Genomic DNA, 18033 nt, shown 5'->3' with positions numbered 1-18033 from the left:
GGCTTCTTGTTCCCGCTGAAGTCGCCGCCTTTCGCTTCATGTAAATAACTTGCTAAATATCAACAATGACATATAACATAGCCAATTTTAAAATTAAAATAATTTCTAGGAGGTATGAAAGAATGGCGCAAATTTTTAAAAAAGTAGACCAAGAATGGATCAAAGAGGAGGAAAAAGTACGAGATTACTTGGAACAGCAAGGAGTCATTTATGAACGATGGAATATTGAAAAGCTACCGAAAGCGTTGAAGGATAAGTTTTACTTAACAGATGAAGAAAAAGAAGAAATTCTTCAAGTTTTTAAACAGGAAATTGATGATATTTCCAAACGTCGTGGCTACAAAGCGTATGATGTCATTTCTTTGTCGAAAGATACTCCAAATTTAGAGCAGCTGTTAGAAAACTTTAAAAAAGAACACCATCATACGGACGATGAAGTGCGATTTATTGTAAGCGGCCACGGAATTTTTGCGATTCAAGGGAAGGATGGTCACTTTTTTGAAGTACATTTGGAACCAGGGGATTTAATTTCCGTTCCAGAAAATGTCCGTCACTACTTTACGTTAGCGGAAGACCGTCAAGTTGTAGCGGTACGTATTTTTGTCACTGAAGAAGGTTGGGTCCCGATTTATGAAAAGGAAAATGTACAAGCATAACCGGAAATAGCTCCTCTTCTTTTAGAAGGGGAGCTATTATTTTGTTCCGGTAAACACCCCATATTTAACGAACCTACTCAAAAAATGTCATATGCGGCTTTTCATCACGGTAATACTCGAGCCGTTCTTCCAATGTACCTGTATGGAATTCATATAGATGTCCATCAGGATCACGAAAATAGATGGATTTGCGATCCCGAGGATGACGTTTTCTTCCTGGTTCGAGTTGAACACCTAATTGATTTAAACGGTTTCTCACTTTTTCTAATTCTTCTGGATTAATAGAGAAGGCAATATGGGTATACGATTGGTAAATCTCTTCTCGTGAAATATCGGGTTGTTCATTGAGTGCCAACCATATCCCCTTTAAATCGAAATACGCTGTTTGTCGCCCTTTCACAAGCAGCTTTGCTTGAAACACTTGCTCATAAAACAGGATGGATTGTTCAAGATTGGAAACGGAAATACAAATATGATTGATAGGATACATCTTCATCCTCCTTTCAACATAACCATAGCAAAGATGTAAGAGGTATGATGTCGGATTTTGTTAGGCAATAGGTGTTCGTTGTATCGCTTTTCGTAAAGTTTTGTCTTATTTTGCGAAACTATTTACATCTAATGAAATTATTGTAATAATCCATGTACAAGGAGGTTCATACGATAATCAAAAGTGAGGGAAAGAAAAGTGATAGCACATACCAAACATCAATCATACCAATTAATGATTTACGAGAAGCGAAAAGAAATGATTGAGTTAGGAATTAAATATGGATTTACTAATGACCTCACGATTCAGTGCAGTCAAGAGCTGGATCAACTGTTAAATGAATATTATTTTTCTTCCTTAAAACAACGGATAAAAAAGAAAAATAGTGCTTAATAGTTAGTCAATAAGACCATTCATATGTAATAAAAAAGGAGCTAACAAAAAGGCTCCTTTTAGTCATTTTTAGATTTCTCTAGAGGGAGTGAAATTGTCACTATCGTTCCTCGCCCTTCTTCACTTTCAATAGAAATGACCCCATTGAACGATTGGATAATCCGTTTACAAACCACTAACCCAAGCCCTGTTCCACATTCTTTTGATGTAAAAAATGGTTCAAAAATTTTATCGAGCTGGTCTTTCGGTATACCGACACCACTATCTTGAATCGTAATCGTGCAATGGTCACTCCATTTCTCCAATTCTAAGTTTAGCGTCCCACCGGCATCCATCGCTTCAAAGGCATTTCGGGTAATATTTAAAATAACTTGTTTCATTTGATCTTTTGTACATTTAACCAGAACATGTTCAGCAGGCATTTTAAAGTTGTATATGATGTTATATAGATTAGCTTCAGAGCGAATAATTGGATTGATATCAGTAATAATCTTTCTTAAATCGATCGTCTCTACTTTTTGAATGGTCGGTTTTCCTAATATTAAAAATTCACTCACAATTTGATTGATTCGATCAATTTCTTTATGAATGACCGAAAAATAAAATTGATCTTGCGGATCTCGATATTTTTCGCTTAACAGCTGTACAAGACCTTGAATACCTGTTAACGGATTACGAATTTCATGGGCTGTGCTAGCGGCTAATGTACCGATAAGCTCCAGTTTTTGAGCTTCATTTTGGATCCGTTCCTTTTGAGCTTGTCGCTTAATATAAATGTTTTGACTGATTAAGTAGAGGATATGTAAACAAGTAAACACGCACAAACCATAAAAAATGGTTGATTTGTTCACATCGGATAATGATAGCTCAGATTCCACAACAATTTGCCAAGGTATATTCTCGAGCACAATCGACACAACTGTTTCCTTTGCGCTTGAGTGAATGATTTGGTTGTTATGATAAACAATTTGAACATCTTCCTCAGGAGTTAAGATGTTTATAATATTTTGGAGATAGTCAATTCGTATATGAGCGATTACCGCACCAATGACGTTGTTGGATTGTATTATCGGAGCCGCAACAGCAAAAACTAATTGTCCTTTTGGAAAATATTCAGGTTGTGGGGAAACAACGGTTCTTTTTGTTTTAAGCAATGTTTGAAAGTACTCCTTATTCTGATATGTAACAAACGCATTTTCGTGGGTTGTACTTCTGAGAACGGTTCCATTTGGATCTACAACAAGGAGCCCCCCGTATCGTGGATCCTTTTCCGCCGCTTGCTCTAACGTTGCCTGAATATCCTCCTTATTACCATCTATTGGATTAATGGTTAATGATAATATTTCTAAACTAGCTTCGGTTTCTCCGATAAATTGGTCGATTTGGTTTTTATGAATAGAAGCGACCCATTTGGCATGTTCCCATTGTTTCCCTTTTTCAACATCATATCGGTAATCCCAGTAAAAAAAAAGAAAGATACACGTTGGAAGTAATACTAGAATGAGATAATAAATAAATGGTTTCATCCATTTTTTCATCTGTCTTTCCCTCTACTAAAATATGAATATTTTTCAAGAACAACTATATCATACCATTGTAATAATTTCATTTACAGTAAAAAGATAGGTATTGAACCTGTTTAATTCGTAAATAAAATGAAAAAAACGTTTAACAGATGATATCAATAGCAAAATAATTATGGACCACAATTGCATTTGGAGGGGGAAAATGATCTATTCTAAATCGGAAACGACCGTAACCATTCTTTTTACGAGTGATATACACGGACATGTACTTACTTCTACGAACGGAGAGAGCTGCTTCGGTCTCAGTAAAGTGGCGACACTTTTAAAATCTATTCAATTAAAAGCAGAAAATGTATTAACGATCGATAACGGTGACTTAATCCAAGGAACACCTTTAACGTATTATTTTGCTAAACGGTTGAAAAATAAACCGAATCCAATGGTTTTACTTTTAAATGAATTGCAGTATGATGCAGCTATAATAGGAAACCACGAATTTAATTATGGAAAAGCGATTATTAATCAAGCTATTAGTCAGTCCAATTTTCCATGGCTTTCTGCGAATATCGTGCACCATCGGACGAAAGAAACGTACTTTGGTACACCATATATTGTTAAAGAATTTCCGTCAGGTATTAAAGTTGCGGTATTAGGAGTGACAACAAAGCTTATTCCCCAATGGGAGCGCCCAGAACATATCGAATCGTTAGCGTTTGAAGATGCAGTGGAGTCAACGAAAAGATGGGTGCAATATATCCATGAAATTGAACAACCTGATCTCATGGTAGTGGCCTATCATGGCGGGTTTGAACGTGATATTCATACTGGGGAACGATTGGAACGAGATACGGGGGAAAATCAAGCGTACGCCATGTGTCAATCAGTTGATGGGATTGATGTTTTATTAACGGGGCATCAGCATCTAGAACTTGTTGGAGAAGTCAATGGTGTAACGGTCATTCAAGCAGGATCGAACGGTCGTTTACTTGGAGAAGTATCTGTTACATTTAATAAAATTCATCACGAATGGCACATTCACCAAAAATCAGCGAATATTTATTCAGTTAAACACGTAAAAGAGGACCAGCAATGCTTGCAATTAATAAAATATTATCAAGAGGAAACAAATCGTTGGTTAAACGAATCGATTGGAAAAGTGATAGGGGATATGCGAATATCTAATCCATTCGATGTACGATTGAAAGAACACCCATACATTGAGTTCATTAATAAAGTTCAAATGGAAGCAACAGGGGTAAATATTTCGTGCACAGCTTTATTTACAGAAAAAGGAAAAGGGTTACCAGCGAATGTCAAAGTGAATGATATCATCTCTAATTATATTTATCCGAACACATTAGTCGTTCTACGAGTGACTGGGAAAGATATAAAAGAAGCATTAGAGAAGTCAGCATCATATTTCGTGTTAAATGAAGATGGAAGCATTGAGGTAAGTCGACACTTTTCTTACCCAAAACCACAACATTATCATTACGATATGTGGGAAGGGATTGAGTATGTGATCAATATTTCACGTCCGATTGGGGAGCGGATTGAGTCGTTGACGATCAATGGAGCACCGTTGCAAATGGACAAGGAATATGATGTTGTAATGAATAATTATCGGGCGAGTGGTGGTGGAAATTATCATATGTTCGAAGGAAAAGAGCGCATCAAAGAAGTGCAACTCGATGTAACCGAGCTTCTCATCGAATACTTTATGGAACATAAAGAAGTGGAGGCGACCGTTAACAACAATTGGAAAGTCGTGTGGTGACAGTGAAGATTGTGTATATTGACAGGACTTAGACAGTTCTTTATAATAATTTAGAATTTGAGAATTTCGTTTTCAAACAAAGTACACGTTGAAGGGTCTTAATGTTTATGGCTCTACTAAATAACGATCGGATGAAAATGGGTGAAAATATGGAATTAAACGAAAACATTCAAAAATCACTCAAACTGTACATTGTGCTTTCACGTGCATTTCGGTCTGTAACAGACTACACGAACCAATATATCCAGCAAAATGGATTAAATCCAACCGAATTTGCAGTGTTAGAGCTTCTCTATCATAAAGGACATCAACCATTGCAACAAATTGGGGAAAAAATATTACTCGCAAGCGGAAGTATTACCTATGTCGTAGACAAGCTTGAGAAAAAAGGCTATTTAGAACGGGTAGCTTGTCCGAACGACCGTCGTGTAACGTATGGTCAAATTACCGAAAAAGGAAAGCAATTTATTGAGGATATTTTTCCAGCTCATGCAGAACGTATTCATCAAATGATGTCTGTTTTAACGGACGAAGAGAAAGATGAAGCGATTCGCTTATTAAAACGATTAGGAATTGAAACAAGCAAACGTTCGTAACACTTCTCTCCTTAAGAGAGAAGTGTTTTTCTTTGGGGAATTTTCGGTCATTAAAGGGGAATCTCGATTCGATGTCGAAAGAAAAAAAGAGAATAAAAAAAGGATGGGGAAAAAATGAAATTTGAACAATATACATACGAACGACCAAACATGAATGAATTTGAACAGCATTTTCATCATGCTCTTAAACAAATGAAAGAGGCTTCCACTTTCCAAGTGCACATGGAAGCGATTGAAGAAATAAATCAAATTCGACGCGACTTTAATACAATGTATACATTATGCTCTATTCGCTATTCCATTGATACAACGAACGAATTTTACAAAAAGGAACAGGATTATTTGGATGAAGTTAGCCCACAAATGGAAGGTCTTGTTTCTAAATATTATGAGGCGCTCGTCAATTCCAACTATCGAAAAGAGCTTGAGAAAAAGTGGGGAACGCATTTATTTCAATTAGCAGAATGTCAATTAAAAACGTTTACCCCAGAAATTATCCCACTTTTACAACAAGAAAATAAATTGGTGACCGAGTACACGGAATTAATTGCGTCTGCCAAAATTATGTTTGAAGGGGAAGAACGCACCTTAGCTCAATTACAGCCGTTTGTTGAATCACCAGATCGGAATATGCGAAAACGAGCCATAGAAGCACGATTTTCGTTTTTTGCCGAGCACGAAGAAAAATTGGATCAGTTGTATGATGATTTAGTAAAAGTACGTACAGAAATCGCTCACAAATTAGGGTTTAAAAACTTCATCGAACTCGGTTATTTACGTTTACAACGGACGGATTATGATGCGTCCATGGTAAAAACATATCGAGAGCAAATAAAACAACATATTGTTCCGCTTGCCACTGAATTACGGAAAAGACAAGCAAAGCGCATCGGTGTGGATGAACTGAAATTTTATGATGAAAGCTTTAATTTTCCGTCAGGGAACGCTCAGCCAAAAGGAGATGCTACTTGGATTTTGCAGCATGGCAAAACGATGTATCATGAGTTGTCCAAAGAAACAAAAGAATTTATTGACTTTTTGTTAGACCGTCATCTTATGGATGTAGAAGCGAAAAAAGGAAAAGCAAGCGGAGGTTATTGTACGTATATAGATAATTATCAAGCACCGTTTATTTTCTCTAACTTTAATGGAACTTCTGGTGATATTGATGTGTTAACCCACGAAGCTGGACATGCGTTTCAAGTGTATTCAAGTAGACATTTTACCGTTCCAGAATACTTGTGGCCAACATTGGAAGCTTGTGAAATTCACTCCATGAGCATGGAATTTTTTACATGGCCGTGGATGCACCTATTTTTTGAAGAAGATACCGATAAATATAAATTTACGCATTTAACAGGTGCGCTGTTATTCTTACCTTATGGTGTAGCGGTGGATGAATTTCAACATTTCGTTTACGAACATTACGAAGCATCGCCTGAAGAGCGTAAGAAAAAATGGCGGGAACTTGAACAAACGTATTTACCGCACCGTGATTACGATGGATTGGATTATTTAGAACGAGGGGGCTTCTGGCAACGCCAAGGGCATATTTATAGCGATCCATTCTATTATATTGATTACACTCTAGCGCAAATATGTGCCCTTCAGTTTTGGAAAAGAAGTCAAGAAAACCACGATCAAGCATGGGAGGACTATCTTCACTTATGTCAACTTGGTGGCAGTCTACCGTTCACCGAATTAGTAAAAGAGGCGAAATTATTGTCCCCGTTTGCAGAAGGGTGTGTGGCTTCTACCATTCAACCAATACGAGAATGGTTAAATCAAATCAATGACAAAGCCTTATAACCAAAAAAGCTGATTCCATGTTGAATGGGGAATCAGCTTTTTTTTTGGCGGATTATGTGTAGAAAGAAAAGTGCTTTTTTCACTTCTAATTAACTGGCTTGGACATATGGTAGAAGTATAGGGTGGGAAACGATTCGAAAGAGGGGAACGTGATGAGTAATCGATTGAGTGGCGCCATTCAAGTGGCGGCTGTATATATTGGAACGGTAGTTGGTGCTGGATTTGCGACAGGGAGGGAAATAGTCGAGTTTTTTACTCGTTTTGGCTTTATTGGTTTTTTATCTATTTTATTAAGTGGTTATTTATTCATAATGATGGGCACAAAATTAATGGAACACGCTATTGAGATTCAAGCTCAATCGTATGAAGAATTTAATGAATATCTATTTGGGCGGAGACTCGGAAAATGGATGAATGTATTAGTCATGTTGATGTTACTTGGAGTAGGTTCGGTTATGCTTTCAGGAGCTGGAGCAGTTTTTAACGAACAGCTCGGATTACATAAAGAAATTGGAATTGGCTTAACAATTGGGTTAGCCTTTATTGTGATGATGGTTGGGGTCAAAGGGCTATTTCTTGTCAACACATTCGTCGTTCCCCTCATGATTTTATTTAACTTCCTGTTAATGATTTATTCTATTCAATCGGCAAACTTTACCACCTCTTTTTTGATGATTCCTTTTGCAGAAGATGGATGGAAATCGGTCGTTGCTCCGTTTTCTTATACTGCGTTTAATTTATGCTTAGCCCAAGCCGTTCTCGTGCCCATTGCCACTGAAGTTAATGATAAAAAAACCATTCGTTTAGGTGGATGGTTAGGTGGAGGATTTTTAACAGTTATTTTAATTACTAGCCATATGACACTTGTTACCTTACCGAACGTTCATTTATACGAAATTCCAATGGCTATTGTGATGAAAGGCGCAATCCAATTTCTTTATTGGATTTATGTATTTATTATTTTTGCGGAAATTTTTACTTCGGTTATCGGGAACAGCTACGGGTTAGAAAAGCAATTAAGGGCCCATGTTCCCCTGCATAGCATGTGGATTTATGGAGGGTTATTTACGATTATGACGATCATTAGTCAGTTGGATTATAGTATGTTGTTATCGTTGTTATATCCACTATTTGGGTACGTCAGTTTATTGTTTTTAATTATATTATGGATAAAGCCAAAGGTAAGGACGTAAAGGCTCCGCATAACCTTACAAACTGTCCCCAAAATTTGATGGACTAATCAGAGGCTATTGTGTCAATGTGTTTGTATTTTTTATAGGCAATGTTTTATGTCATTGTTGATTTTTGTTATTCACATGAAGCGAAAGGTGGCGACTCCAGCGGGAACAAGAAGCCGCAAGACCCATACTTGAGCGTAGCAAGGGAAGCGGCTTGCGGCTTGCCCGCGGAAAGCGTCCGCCACAAGCGAAATGTATAATTATCAATAGTATCGTTTAACAGAGCCTTTTTATAAAGAATTCTCCAGATATAAATAAGGACGCCGACAGACCATCGGCGTCCTTTTTAATGGAAAGGAAAGACGATAAATATAAGGATATCTACTACAAGATGGGAAACAATAAGCAACGGAATGCTTCGTTTCCATTCAAATAATGCTCCCCAAACAAGTCCACCGACGAAAGCGGCAATCATTAACGCCCATTTTCCAGCATACCAAAACACCGAAGCACCTAAGAAAGAAGCAATGATTATTGCGAGAGCAGGTTGAAAGTATCTTGACAATCGTTTTTGGACAAAGCCACGCCAAAAAATTTCTTCCCCTGGAATCAAGACGAGGAATAACACAATGAAATGCCAAAATTGCATTGGTTTGTATCGATTATATAGCCAAGCAACATCTTTTTTTATTGTTGATGATAATGCTGATAATACTTCATAGCCAATCCAAAAAATGAGATATATAAGGATTCCTGATATGATTCCGTACACAATGTACGTCGGCGCAGGTAGGTGATCGTCAATCGATTCGTTCAAAATGGTATAGCTAATAAGAAACAATAAGGCGGCACCGTACAGATACCAAAAGACATCTTTGTCAATAAACGTTAAATAGAGGAGGATATGCGCTAACCCGATAGAAATCCAAAGTTTAATATCCGTTGCGCATTTTTTCATATGGAAATCTCCTTTCTGAAAAGTCAACAACTATTTTAACAAACTTCTACCCGAAAGTGGAAGGGAAAGGGCGAATTTTTATTTTTGTAACTTTTCATAAAAAGGAGATGCTAAGAAAGGAAAGGAGGAATAAACGGATGACACAGTCGAAACGAGAAAAAGAGCGGCAATGGAACGTTCGAAAACAAAATCAGCGACCACATGGAAAGGTCGCTTCGAAGAAAGAATTAGTTGATAAAGAGTAAATACTTTTATCATGGCCTTTATGGGAAGGTCTCTTGTATAAAGGCCATGATAAACAGCTAAACTGATGGTGTCCAATGAAGTCCTTATTAAAAATGATCGGCAGACTCCTTTATAATCTTGTAATTTTTATGGTTTACAACTGTCTTTTCTTCTAAATCAAGTTCGCGATAATTCTCCATATATGTTAAATCAACGATCACTGAATTTTCATTCACTTTCTCCACAATTCCTTGTAAACCATTTTTAAATTCAATCACATTTCCAACTGTAGCAATTTTCAATGAACTCGCTCCTTATACATAATATTTACATACAAGTTTGCCTTATTTTTTAAAAAAGGTAAATACTTTCCGTTGCATTTATTTTAATTTTTTTCAAAAATAACAAAATTGTAGACAAAATGAAATCATTTTCTTATATTATTTAGTATTACGAAATAATCAAAGGAGAACGATTCGTTATGTGGAGAAATCGGAATGTATGGATTTTACTTTTAGGGGAAGGAATTGCTGGCCTTGGTATGTGGGTCGGAATTATCGGTAATCTAGAATTTTTACAACAACATGTTCCCTCGGACTTCATGAAATCGCTCATATTATTTGCAGGTTTATTTGTAGGCGTCCTATTTGGACCTTATGCTGGAAAAGTGATTGATCGTTCTTCGAAAAAAACGGTTATGATTGTTTCTAGTGTTGCCCGATCGATGTCGGTCATGTTTATGTTTGTTGCCATTTCAACTGGTCAAGTATGGTGGATGGTGATGTATATGCTCGGCATCGGCATATCTGCAGCATTTTATTTTCCTGCGTTACAGGCTGCCATACCACTCATTGCAAAAGAAGAGGAGTTACTTACGTTAAATGGCTGGCATATGAATATTGGCACGATTGCTAGAATTGTTGGAACAGCTTTAGGAGGAGTATTAATTATAGCGATTCCTCTTTCTACCGTATATATCATCACACTTGGCTCTTTTTTATTTGTCGCTCTTACCTCTTTTCTATTACAACTACCAAACGATCAAAACAGGTCGTACAAACAAGAAAAACAAGAGAGCTTTACTGTATTATGGCCCCTCATCAAGAAAAATCGTCCGGTATTTACAGGCCTTGTCTTAATGCTTGTTCCTATTGGATTTATCGGAAGCTTTAATTTGATGGTGTTAAAAATTAGCGAGATGCTGCAAGATCCAGCAATTAAAGGATGGCTTTATACAACGGAAGGAGTTATGTTTATGCTTGGAGCATTTATGATAAGGAGAGTAGCCGTAAAGCTTCCCCACCTATCATTATTAATTGGAGCTGCTTTTTTCATTTCATTGGCTCAAATGTCCCTTTATTTTGCTGAATACCATCCGATGGCCATCGTTTCCTTTGGTGTTTTTGGATTCGCTGCTGGATCGTTCTTTCCTATTGCTGCGACACTTTTTCAAAAATCGGTCCCGAAAGATTATCATGGTCGTTTCTTCTCATTTCGTAATATGATGGACCGCATTTTATTTCAATTCGTATTAGTAAGTTCCGGATTTTTCTTAGATACGATTGGGTTTCAAATCATGGTGCTGCTCTTTGGGGTCTCTTCATTTTTCTTAACGTGTATTGTGTTAGGAAAACACGTAAAAAAGGTGGATAAGAATTTACCCCAAACGATGTAAAGGGTTTTATAATAACGGTGGAGGGATGGAGATGACAGAAGAACAAGCGAAACAAATCATTGAACAGCTGCGTCAACGAAAGATAGAAGAATATATGGTACAAAAAGAAGACTTCCTCGTTTTTCGTAGCGTCTTAGTGGCTCAAGAAGATTTTAAACATTTTCGAGGAGAGGCCCAGCGTGGGGGACACGTCTTATTCACATATTTAGATACCCCTAGAAGTTAATGACAAAACATGCTCGCATTAGGCGGGCGTCTTTTTTTTTGGACAAAATGAAGTTCGAAAATTATCAGAAAAAGAAATAATAGTAGGATATCTTAAAGAGAAATAAAAAAATGTTATTTTTTGAAAAAATTAGGAAAATTTTGTATAATTATAATAGAAAGGAGGATGAATATGGCTGTTTCAGTTCAACCGTATGTTGTGTCTGAAACTACGATGGCAATTATACCTGAATATTCTGAAAAAGGAGTTGTCAAAATATTTGACGTTCAAGGTATTTATTATGAAAACGTCAAACCGATTCAGTTGTTGAACCAAGCTTGTATGGCGAGAGGTTCCAGTTATGACGGAAGAATTCAAGCTGTTCGAAACAGGCTTAACTACTTTCGAAAAACCCCATTAATGATTTGTCCAAATGAGTGTATTTTTACCTTTCCAACCAAATCCCACATCGAGCATGACTGTTATTGGATCTTCCCAAGGCATATTCAACAGATTTGTCATTTTGAAGGCATTCCCATTATTCAATTTCAAAACGGAGAGCAACTTATGTTAAATTGTTCCATATTTACGCTGCATCGCCAAATTGAACGAACCGCTAATTGTATGTTTCATTTTTCAAAGCCACCTTCGCTCCAAATCTTTTACTTACCTCCTAAACCTCTTGGACGTACATAAAAGAAAAACCGCCTTTATTACACTTGGACAAAATAAAGGCGGTTTTATTGAATAGAATGAGAAGTGCTCTATTTTGTTTCTTTTATATAGCATACATTCTATCCTTACTTTTTTTTATTAAAAGATGTCTTCAACTATTTCATTGAAGAACAAATGTAAAACAATAGCGTAATCAATGAATTTGTTAAAGTTTTTTGAAGGTGTTCTTTTAACGATTATCTAATTCATATAGTAGGAATAAAAACAAAGGGGTGGTAAATAGATGAGGAGGGAAATGGGACAAGCGCTAAAGGTGAAGGAAACTGTTCTTCATCTGATTCAAGAGTTGTTAAATGATCAAAAAGTATTCACTGAACAAGAATTAAAAGCGGCGGTCGAATTATTGGCAAGGGGAATGTGCGACATGGTGAATGTATATACGAATACGATGGAAGATCATGAAACGGTTCTAAAAGGAACGATAGTAAAAGTAAAAATAGCAAATAATATTGTCAAAGGTGTTTCTAAAACAATCGTTAAATAAGAAAGTTGTTCAAAGAATATTCCTTTTTTTTTAACCAATTATCGTCTAATATCATTGAGTATCTTCGCTGGACATGATATTCTAAAACATTGGAAGGATAATGACTTGCTTGATTCGAACTAGCTTTCGACGATAGCTAACGATCGAAGTAAGCATTATTAGACAAAATAGAAAAAGGAGAAGATGCAAAATGTTACAAAAAACGTTTAAGGTTATTGCAGATACTGGAATTCATGCGCGTCCAGCGACATTACTTGTTCAAACAGCTAGCAAATTTAATTCTGACATTCAACTAGAATACAAAGACAAAAAAGTGAACTTAAAATCCATTATGGGCGTTATGTCTCTAGGGGTTGGTCAAGGTGCAGAAATCACAATTTACGTAGATGGCAGCGACGAACAAGAGGCGCTTAATAGCTTGGAGGAAACATTAAAAAGCAAAGGGTTAGCTGAATAAATGGCTAAAGTATTACTTGGTAAGCCCGCTTCGAATGGAATCGCGATCGCGAAAGCTTACCGGTTAATTGAACCGGATTTAACAGTTAAAAAAACTTCTATCGAAAAAGTAGAGGAAGAGGTATCTCGCTTTCGAAGCGCTGTAGAGCAAGCGAAAGAAGAGCTTGAAGCGATTCGCGACCATGCGAAGGAACATCTTGGAGAAGATAAAGCGGAAATTTTTGAAGCACATATTCTTGTACTTAGTGATCCCGAGCTATTAACAGCCATCGAAGATAAAATTTCTTCAGAAAGTGTCAATGCCGAGTTTGCGTTAAAAGAAGTATCGGACATGTTTGTTACGATGTTTGAACAAATGGATAACGCATACATGAAGGAACGGGCAGCAGATATTCGCGATGTGACGAAACGAGTGTTAAGTCACTTGTTAGGTGTTCAATTACCAAATCCGAGTCTTATTTCTGAAGAAGTCATTATTATCGCTGAAGATTTAGCACCTTCAGACACAGCCCAGTTAAATAAAACGTATGTAAAGGCATTTACTACCGATATTGGTGGAAAAACATCTCACACGGCGATTATGGCACGTTCTATGGAAATTCCAGCTGTCGTTGGAACGAAAACAGCGACGAAGGAAATCGAGCACGGTGACCTTGTCATTGTTGATGGAATTAAAGGGGAAGTACATGTAAACCCAACGCCGGAAGTTGTGGAAAAGTATAAGAAAGAACAAGCAGCCTACGAAGAACAGAAAAAAGAGTGGGCGAAGCTCTTACATGAAAAATCCATTTCAGCAGACGGTCATCAAGTAGAACTAGCAGCCAATATTGGTACACCTGATGATTTAGAAGGGGTCATTAATAACGGTGCGGAAGGTATTGGGTTATTCCGGACGGAATTTTTATACATGGGTAGAACAGAACTTCCTTCTGAAGAAGAGCAATTCGAGGCTTATAAAACGGTATTAGAAAAAATGGAAGGTAAACCGGTTGTCGTTCGTACGATTGACATCGGTGGAGATAAAGAGCTACCATATTTAAACCTTCCGAAAGAAATGAACCCGTTCTTAGGATTTCGGGCAATTCGTTTATGCTTAGAAGAACAAGAAATGTTCCGAACACAATTGCGCGCATTACTACGAGCAAGCGTTTACGGAAACTTAAAAATTATGTTCCCAATGATTGCTACCTTGGATGAATTACGCCAAGCAAAGGCCATTTTATCCGAGGAAAAAGAAAAGTTAGTAAGCGAAGGGGTTCAAGTAGCCGAACAAATTGAAGTAGGAATGATGGTCGAAATTCCGTCTACAGCAGTGATTGCAGACCAGTTTGCGAAAGAAGTAGACTTTTTCAGCATCGGTACCAATGACCTAATCCAGTACACATTTGCTGCTGACCGAATGAACGAACGTATTTCTTACTTATATCAACCGTATCATCCAGCCATTTTACGCTTGGTGAAAATGGTTATTGACGCCGCTCATAAAGAAGGAAAATGGGTTGGAATGTGCGGTGAAATGGCAGGAGATGAAACTGCTATTCCTATTTTATTAGGACTAGGTTTAGATGAATTCTCTATGAGTGCAACTTCCGTTTTAAAAGCTCGTTCGCAAATCCGTCAGTTGAACAAAGCAGAGATGGAACAATTAGCAAATAACGTATTGCAATTAGCTACAACAGATGAAGTCATTCAAGCCGTTCAAAAAGCTATTCATAAAAAATAAAAGTCTCCCAAAAACCGGATGGACACTTCCATCCGGTTTTTGGTTCACATTCCAACCTAGAGTTGTTTGTTGGAAACGCTTCCATAGGTAAGTACAAATAAATAAGGACTAAGAGAGTGAATACGTTAATTATTATAAAGGATGAAAGCGCTTTTTTAAAGAGGAAAATGAAGAAAAATGTCATTTTGTAAATATTTAGGAGGTGAACTATTCTTTGAAGGAGTTTTTTAATTGAAAGCGAACATAAGAAAAGGGAAAATTCTATAAAGGGGGAGTGGCATGATGGGAAAATTACAAAACAAAAATGCACTTGTATTAGCTTCTAGTCAAGGGTTAGGAAAAGCGATTGCCGAACAATTTGTTCTTGAAGGGGCAAATGTCATGATCGCTAGTCGGAGAGAACAAGAGTTGGCTAGCGTATGTGAGGAATTAAAAGCCCTAGGAGAAGGAAAGGTTTCCTATTGTCGCTGCGATGTGACGAAAAATGAAGATATTCAACGTTTAATAAATAAGACGATTGATACATTTGGTTCAATGGATATTTTAGTCAATAACTCTGGTGGTCCAAAAGCAGGTAGCTTTGAGCAAATGGAGGATGAAGATTGGCAAACTGCATTTGAGCTCAACTTACTATCATACATCCGCACCATTCGAGAAGCGTTGCCTTATATGAAAACAAGCGGTGGAAAAATTATTAACATTGCATCTTCTTCTATTAAAGAGCCGATTCAAGGACTCATTTTGTCCAATACGTTCCGAACAGGGATTGTTGGATTATCAAAAACACTTGCTACTGAATTAGCTCCATATAACATTTTAGTAAATACAGTAGCACCTGGACGAATTGCAACCGATCGTGTTCGTCATTTAGATGAAGTACGTGCGGAAAAATTAGGTGTTTCGGTTGAGCAAGTAGAAAAGGAGATAAAGGCCCAAATTCCGCTAAACCGATACGGTACACCAGAGGAGTTTGCAAAGGTAGTTACCTTTTTAGCTTCTGATGAAAATACATATATGACGGGGCAAAGCTTTTTAGTAGATGGTGGAATGGTTAAATCGATTTAAGTGTTAGGTGTCTTTTTAAAAACAGGGACCGTTTATATAAGGCCCCTGTTTTATTTATTCCAAGTATTTATATACTCTTCCATTCGATCGAGTCCTTTTTGAAGGGTATTTAACGAGCAGGCATAGGATATACGAACATATCCTTCCCCCATCGGAGAAAATGCGCTTCCAGGCACAACAGCTACTTTTACCTGTTGGGCCATGTCGACTGCAAACTCGAACGAATTTTTATCAATATTTTTTGGAATCGGAACGAAAAAGTAGAAGGCACCATCTGGTAGGAGAACTGGTAACCCCATGCTTTGCAACCGTTCGTACACGTAAGTTCTCCGTTTAGTGTATTCTTGCTTCATTTCCTTGGAGTCGTTCCAGCCGTTTGTTAGCGCTTCATAGGCTGCTCTTTGAGAAATTGAGGAAGCACAAGATACGCTGTATTGATGTACTTTTAGCATATGTTTCGCAATCGGTTCATGGGCACATAAAAAACCAATACGCCAACCAGTCATCGCATGCGATTTCGACAGACCGTTAATAAATATGGTTTGTTCTTTTAACATAGAAGCAATGGATACATGTGGTTTGTCGTATACAAGTTCGCTATAAATTTCATCAGCTACTATAAAAATGTCCTTTCCTCTCACTAAGTTGGCGATTTCGGCTAACTCCTCTTTCGTCAATGTCATTCCCGTTGGGTTCGAAGGGTAAGGTAAAATAATGCATCTCGTTTTGGCTGATAAGTGTTGTTCAATTAACGAAGCCGTTAATTTAAAGTTATTTTTTCGTGTGTCCACATAAATAGGGTTGGCATTCATCATTCGGATAATTGGTTCATAGCCAGGGTATACAGGTCCAGGTAAAATCACTTCAACGCCATCTTGTAAAATGGTTCGAAGAGCAACATCAATGGCTTGGCTCGCACCATTGGTGACAATAATTTCTGTATGTGGATTGTAGGATATATGATAATTTTGATACAAAAAGGAACTTACCGCTTCACGTAAAGCTAAAAATCCAGCGTTATGTGTATAGGAAGTAAAATTATCATCGATCGCTTTTTTAGCTGCTTCTTTAATATGAGTCGGTGTATAAAAATCCGGTTGACCAATCGTTAACGAAATCATTCCGTCGATGGAAGAAACCATATTAAAAAATTGGCGAATGCCCGATATTTGAATTTCTTTTACTTTTGGGTTTATTAAATGTTCCATACATGAATCACCTATTATGTAATGTATTTGAAATTGGTATTTTATTATTTTCTTCTAGATTATATAATGCATAAGAAGGAATCAATAAAAATGTTTTATAAAATGTGAAACTTTTTCTCTTTATTTTCGTACTTGATGATGAAAGGAGGGGAACTATGAACGAACAACACATGCAAAATTTAGGGGGAGAGTCGCCAACTGTTGATCTACAACCAGCTGGATTTTGGAAACGCTTTGCTGCATACATTATTGATGGTTTAGTCATAGGGATTCCACTAGCAATTATCAGTACCTTTATTATTGGTGCTATTTTGTATGCTAATATTGATGCCGAAGTATTGTCAGATCCTAACATGGTAGAAGCAGAGTTAACAGATGAAGAGCTATTCGCTGTTTTAAAAGCGTATGGCCTTGTTCTTTTAGTTAATTTTATTGCGGCTATTCTTTATTATGCTGGATTACATGCATCGAAATGGCAGGCGACTATCGGAAAGAAATTACTTGGGTTAAAGGTTGTTTCTATGCAAGGTGAGCGAATTTCTTTTTGGAGATCTCTTGGCCGCTTTTTAGCACAAAGTTTCCTATCCCCTATCTTTATGATTGGTTACATCATTGCAGCATTCACCGAAAAAAAACAAGCTTTACACGATTTAATTGCCGGAACGATGGTCGTAAAAAAATAGGAACAGAAAAGGCTTCGTTTTATTTTTGACGAAGCCTTTTTTTTGGCTCAACCCTGAAATAACTGTGGATAACTTTTGCTGTTATTTTATTCATCGATGTGCTAATTTTTATTGGTATGGGTGTCTGTTAACCGATACTGTTGACAAATTATACATTCCGCTGCAGGCGGACGCTTTCCGCGGGCAAGCCG

At 37.1% G+C, this 18033-nt stretch carries 20 protein-coding genes; 15 read left to right on the top strand and 5 right to left on the bottom strand.

The window, feature by feature from the left end; all coding sequences use genetic code 11:
- Positions 1–122: 122 nt before the first annotated feature.
- Positions 123–656 (top strand): 1,2-dihydroxy-3-keto-5-methylthiopentene dioxygenase, encoded by a 534-nt coding sequence (locus tag ABES52_RS03790; protein WP_429649097.1) that lies wholly within the window; start codon positions 123–125, stop codon positions 654–656.
- A gap of 73 nt (positions 657–729) precedes the next feature.
- Here ABES52_RS03790 and fosB read toward each other — a convergent pair whose 3' ends face one another.
- Positions 730–1146 (bottom strand): metallothiol transferase FosB, encoded by a 417-nt coding sequence (gene fosB / locus ABES52_RS03785; protein WP_429649095.1) that lies wholly within the window; start codon positions 1144–1146, stop codon positions 730–732.
- Between the two features lie 234 nt (positions 1147–1380).
- Here fosB and ABES52_RS03780 point away from each other — a divergent pair, with 234 nt between their 5' ends.
- Positions 1381–1539 carry an aspartyl-phosphate phosphatase Spo0E family protein gene (locus ABES52_RS03780; protein WP_429649099.1) on the top strand — a complete coding sequence of 53 codons (159 nt, stop codon included), beginning with the start codon at positions 1381–1383 and terminating at the stop codon, positions 1537–1539.
- 59 nt (positions 1540–1598) lie between these two features.
- Here the strand turns inward: ABES52_RS03780 and ABES52_RS03775 are convergent, their stop codons facing one another.
- Entirely contained in the window at positions 1599–3077 is a 1479-nt protein-coding gene (locus tag ABES52_RS03775) for an ATP-binding protein (protein WP_429649093.1), read from the bottom strand.
- Between the two features lie 190 nt (positions 3078–3267).
- Between ABES52_RS03775 and ABES52_RS03770 the strand changes: the two genes are divergently transcribed.
- The 4 genes from ABES52_RS03770 to ABES52_RS03755 all read left to right on the top strand — a co-directional run bounded on the left by ABES52_RS03770 (position 3268) and on the right by ABES52_RS03755 (position 8440).
- The gene (locus ABES52_RS03770) at positions 3268–4842 is read left to right on the top strand and encodes a bifunctional metallophosphatase/5'-nucleotidase (RefSeq protein WP_429649091.1); all 1575 of its coding nucleotides are present in this window, start codon (positions 3268–3270) and stop codon (positions 4840–4842) included.
- A 107-nt stretch (positions 4843–4949) separates the two neighbouring features.
- Positions 4950–5438, top strand: a complete 489-nt coding sequence (locus tag ABES52_RS03765; RefSeq protein WP_429649089.1) for a MarR family winged helix-turn-helix transcriptional regulator — start codon at positions 4950–4952, stop codon at positions 5436–5438.
- A 114-nt stretch (positions 5439–5552) separates the two neighbouring features.
- Positions 5553–7247 (top strand): M3 family oligoendopeptidase, encoded by a 1695-nt coding sequence (locus tag ABES52_RS03760; protein ID WP_429649088.1) that lies wholly within the window; start codon positions 5553–5555, stop codon positions 7245–7247.
- 152 nt (positions 7248–7399) lie between these two features.
- Positions 7400–8440 (top strand): YkvI family membrane protein, encoded by a 1041-nt coding sequence (locus ABES52_RS03755; RefSeq protein ID WP_429649087.1) that lies wholly within the window; start codon positions 7400–7402, stop codon positions 8438–8440.
- Positions 8441–8771: 331 nt separating this feature from the next.
- Here ABES52_RS03755 and ABES52_RS03750 read toward each other — a convergent pair whose 3' ends face one another.
- Positions 8772–9383 carry a CPBP family intramembrane glutamic endopeptidase gene (locus tag ABES52_RS03750; protein WP_429649086.1) on the bottom strand — a complete coding sequence of 204 codons (612 nt, stop codon included), beginning with the start codon at positions 9381–9383 and terminating at the stop codon, positions 8772–8774.
- A gap of 137 nt (positions 9384–9520) precedes the next feature.
- Between ABES52_RS03750 and ABES52_RS03745 the strand changes: the two genes are divergently transcribed.
- The gene (locus tag ABES52_RS03745) at positions 9521–9628 is read left to right on the top strand and encodes a DUF6254 family protein (protein WP_429649084.1); all 108 of its coding nucleotides are present in this window, start codon (positions 9521–9523) and stop codon (positions 9626–9628) included.
- Between the two features lie 87 nt (positions 9629–9715).
- Here the strand turns inward: ABES52_RS03745 and ABES52_RS03740 are convergent, their stop codons facing one another.
- On the bottom strand, positions 9716–9910 hold the full coding sequence (locus ABES52_RS03740) for a YkvS family protein (RefSeq protein ID WP_429649082.1): 195 nt from the start codon (positions 9908–9910) through the stop codon (positions 9716–9718).
- Between the two features lie 179 nt (positions 9911–10089).
- Between ABES52_RS03740 and ABES52_RS03735 the strand changes: the two genes are divergently transcribed.
- From ABES52_RS03735 to ABES52_RS03705, 7 genes are all read left to right on the top strand, one after another.
- Positions 10090–11283, top strand: coding sequence for an MFS transporter (locus tag ABES52_RS03735; protein ID WP_429649080.1), 1194 nt, complete (start codon positions 10090–10092; stop codon positions 11281–11283).
- Between the two features lie 31 nt (positions 11284–11314).
- On the top strand, positions 11315–11509 hold the full coding sequence (locus tag ABES52_RS03730) for a protein YkzS (protein WP_429649078.1): 195 nt from the start codon (positions 11315–11317) through the stop codon (positions 11507–11509).
- A gap of 171 nt (positions 11510–11680) precedes the next feature.
- A complete protein-coding gene (locus ABES52_RS03725; protein ID WP_429649076.1) occupies positions 11681–12184 on the top strand; it encodes a competence protein ComK in 504 nt (167 codons plus the stop codon).
- Positions 12185–12446: 262 nt separating this feature from the next.
- The gene (locus ABES52_RS03720; RefSeq protein ID WP_429649074.1) at positions 12447–12707 is read left to right on the top strand and encodes a hypothetical protein; all 261 of its coding nucleotides are present in this window, start codon (positions 12447–12449) and stop codon (positions 12705–12707) included.
- A gap of 190 nt (positions 12708–12897) precedes the next feature.
- The gene (locus ABES52_RS03715) at positions 12898–13164 is read left to right on the top strand and encodes a phosphocarrier protein HPr (protein ID WP_429649072.1); all 267 of its coding nucleotides are present in this window, start codon (positions 12898–12900) and stop codon (positions 13162–13164) included.
- A complete protein-coding gene (gene ptsP, locus ABES52_RS03710) occupies positions 13165–14886 on the top strand; it encodes a phosphoenolpyruvate--protein phosphotransferase (protein ID WP_429649070.1) in 1722 nt (573 codons plus the stop codon).
- Positions 14887–15168: 282 nt separating this feature from the next.
- The gene (locus ABES52_RS03705) at positions 15169–15951 is read left to right on the top strand and encodes an SDR family oxidoreductase (protein WP_429649068.1); all 783 of its coding nucleotides are present in this window, start codon (positions 15169–15171) and stop codon (positions 15949–15951) included.
- A gap of 50 nt (positions 15952–16001) precedes the next feature.
- Here the strand turns inward: ABES52_RS03705 and ABES52_RS03700 are convergent, their stop codons facing one another.
- Complete coding sequence (locus tag ABES52_RS03700) at positions 16002–17159, bottom strand: aminotransferase A (protein WP_429649066.1); 1158 nt, start codon at positions 17157–17159, stop codon at positions 16002–16004.
- A 155-nt stretch (positions 17160–17314) separates the two neighbouring features.
- Between ABES52_RS03700 and ABES52_RS03695 the strand changes: the two genes are divergently transcribed.
- Positions 17315–17842 (top strand): RDD family protein, encoded by a 528-nt coding sequence (locus ABES52_RS03695; protein ID WP_429649064.1) that lies wholly within the window; start codon positions 17315–17317, stop codon positions 17840–17842.
- The last annotated feature ends 191 nt before the right edge of the window (positions 17843–18033 follow it).

Origin of the sequence: Aeribacillus pallidus, from assembly GCF_050478865.1 — a bacterium.
Taxonomy (GTDB): domain Bacteria; phylum Bacillota; class Bacilli; order Bacillales; family JACDOC01; genus JACDOC01.
This window is presented reverse-complemented; position numbering and strand designations above follow the sequence as displayed.

Bases quoted from the DNA above. Each gene is read 5' to 3' on its own strand.
- ABES52_RS03790 (WP_429649097.1), top strand. From the start codon at position 123: ATGGCGCAAATTTTTAAAAAAGTAGACCAAGAATGGATCAAAGAGGAG.
- fosB (WP_429649095.1), bottom strand. From the start codon at position 1,146: ATGTATCCTATCAATCATATTTGTATTTCCGTTTCCAATCTTGAACAA.
- ABES52_RS03780 (WP_429649099.1), top strand. From the start codon at position 1,381: ATGATTTACGAGAAGCGAAAAGAAATGATTGAGTTAGGAATTAAATAT.
- ABES52_RS03775 (WP_429649093.1), bottom strand. From the start codon at position 3,077: ATGAAAAAATGGATGAAACCATTTATTTATTATCTCATTCTAGTATTA.
- ABES52_RS03770 (WP_429649091.1), top strand. From the start codon at position 3,268: ATGATCTATTCTAAATCGGAAACGACCGTAACCATTCTTTTTACGAGT.
- ABES52_RS03765 (WP_429649089.1), top strand. From the start codon at position 4,950: ATGGCTCTACTAAATAACGATCGGATGAAAATGGGTGAAAATATGGAA.
- ABES52_RS03760 (WP_429649088.1), top strand. From the start codon at position 5,553: ATGAAATTTGAACAATATACATACGAACGACCAAACATGAATGAATTT.
- ABES52_RS03755 (WP_429649087.1), top strand. From the start codon at position 7,400: ATGAGTAATCGATTGAGTGGCGCCATTCAAGTGGCGGCTGTATATATT.
- ABES52_RS03750 (WP_429649086.1), bottom strand. From the start codon at position 9,383: ATGAAAAAATGCGCAACGGATATTAAACTTTGGATTTCTATCGGGTTA.
- ABES52_RS03745 (WP_429649084.1), top strand. From the start codon at position 9,521: ATGACACAGTCGAAACGAGAAAAAGAGCGGCAATGGAACGTTCGAAAA.
- ABES52_RS03735 (WP_429649080.1), top strand. From the start codon at position 10,090: ATGTGGAGAAATCGGAATGTATGGATTTTACTTTTAGGGGAAGGAATT.
- ABES52_RS03730 (WP_429649078.1), top strand. From the start codon at position 11,315: ATGACAGAAGAACAAGCGAAACAAATCATTGAACAGCTGCGTCAACGA.
- ABES52_RS03725 (WP_429649076.1), top strand. From the start codon at position 11,681: ATGGCTGTTTCAGTTCAACCGTATGTTGTGTCTGAAACTACGATGGCA.
- ABES52_RS03720 (WP_429649074.1), top strand. From the start codon at position 12,447: ATGAGGAGGGAAATGGGACAAGCGCTAAAGGTGAAGGAAACTGTTCTT.
- ABES52_RS03715 (WP_429649072.1), top strand. From the start codon at position 12,898: ATGTTACAAAAAACGTTTAAGGTTATTGCAGATACTGGAATTCATGCG.
- ptsP (WP_429649070.1), top strand. From the start codon at position 13,165: ATGGCTAAAGTATTACTTGGTAAGCCCGCTTCGAATGGAATCGCGATC.
- ABES52_RS03705 (WP_429649068.1), top strand. From the start codon at position 15,169: ATGGGAAAATTACAAAACAAAAATGCACTTGTATTAGCTTCTAGTCAA.
- ABES52_RS03700 (WP_429649066.1), bottom strand. From the start codon at position 17,159: ATGGAACATTTAATAAACCCAAAAGTAAAAGAAATTCAAATATCGGGC.
- ABES52_RS03695 (WP_429649064.1), top strand. From the start codon at position 17,315: ATGAACGAACAACACATGCAAAATTTAGGGGGAGAGTCGCCAACTGTT.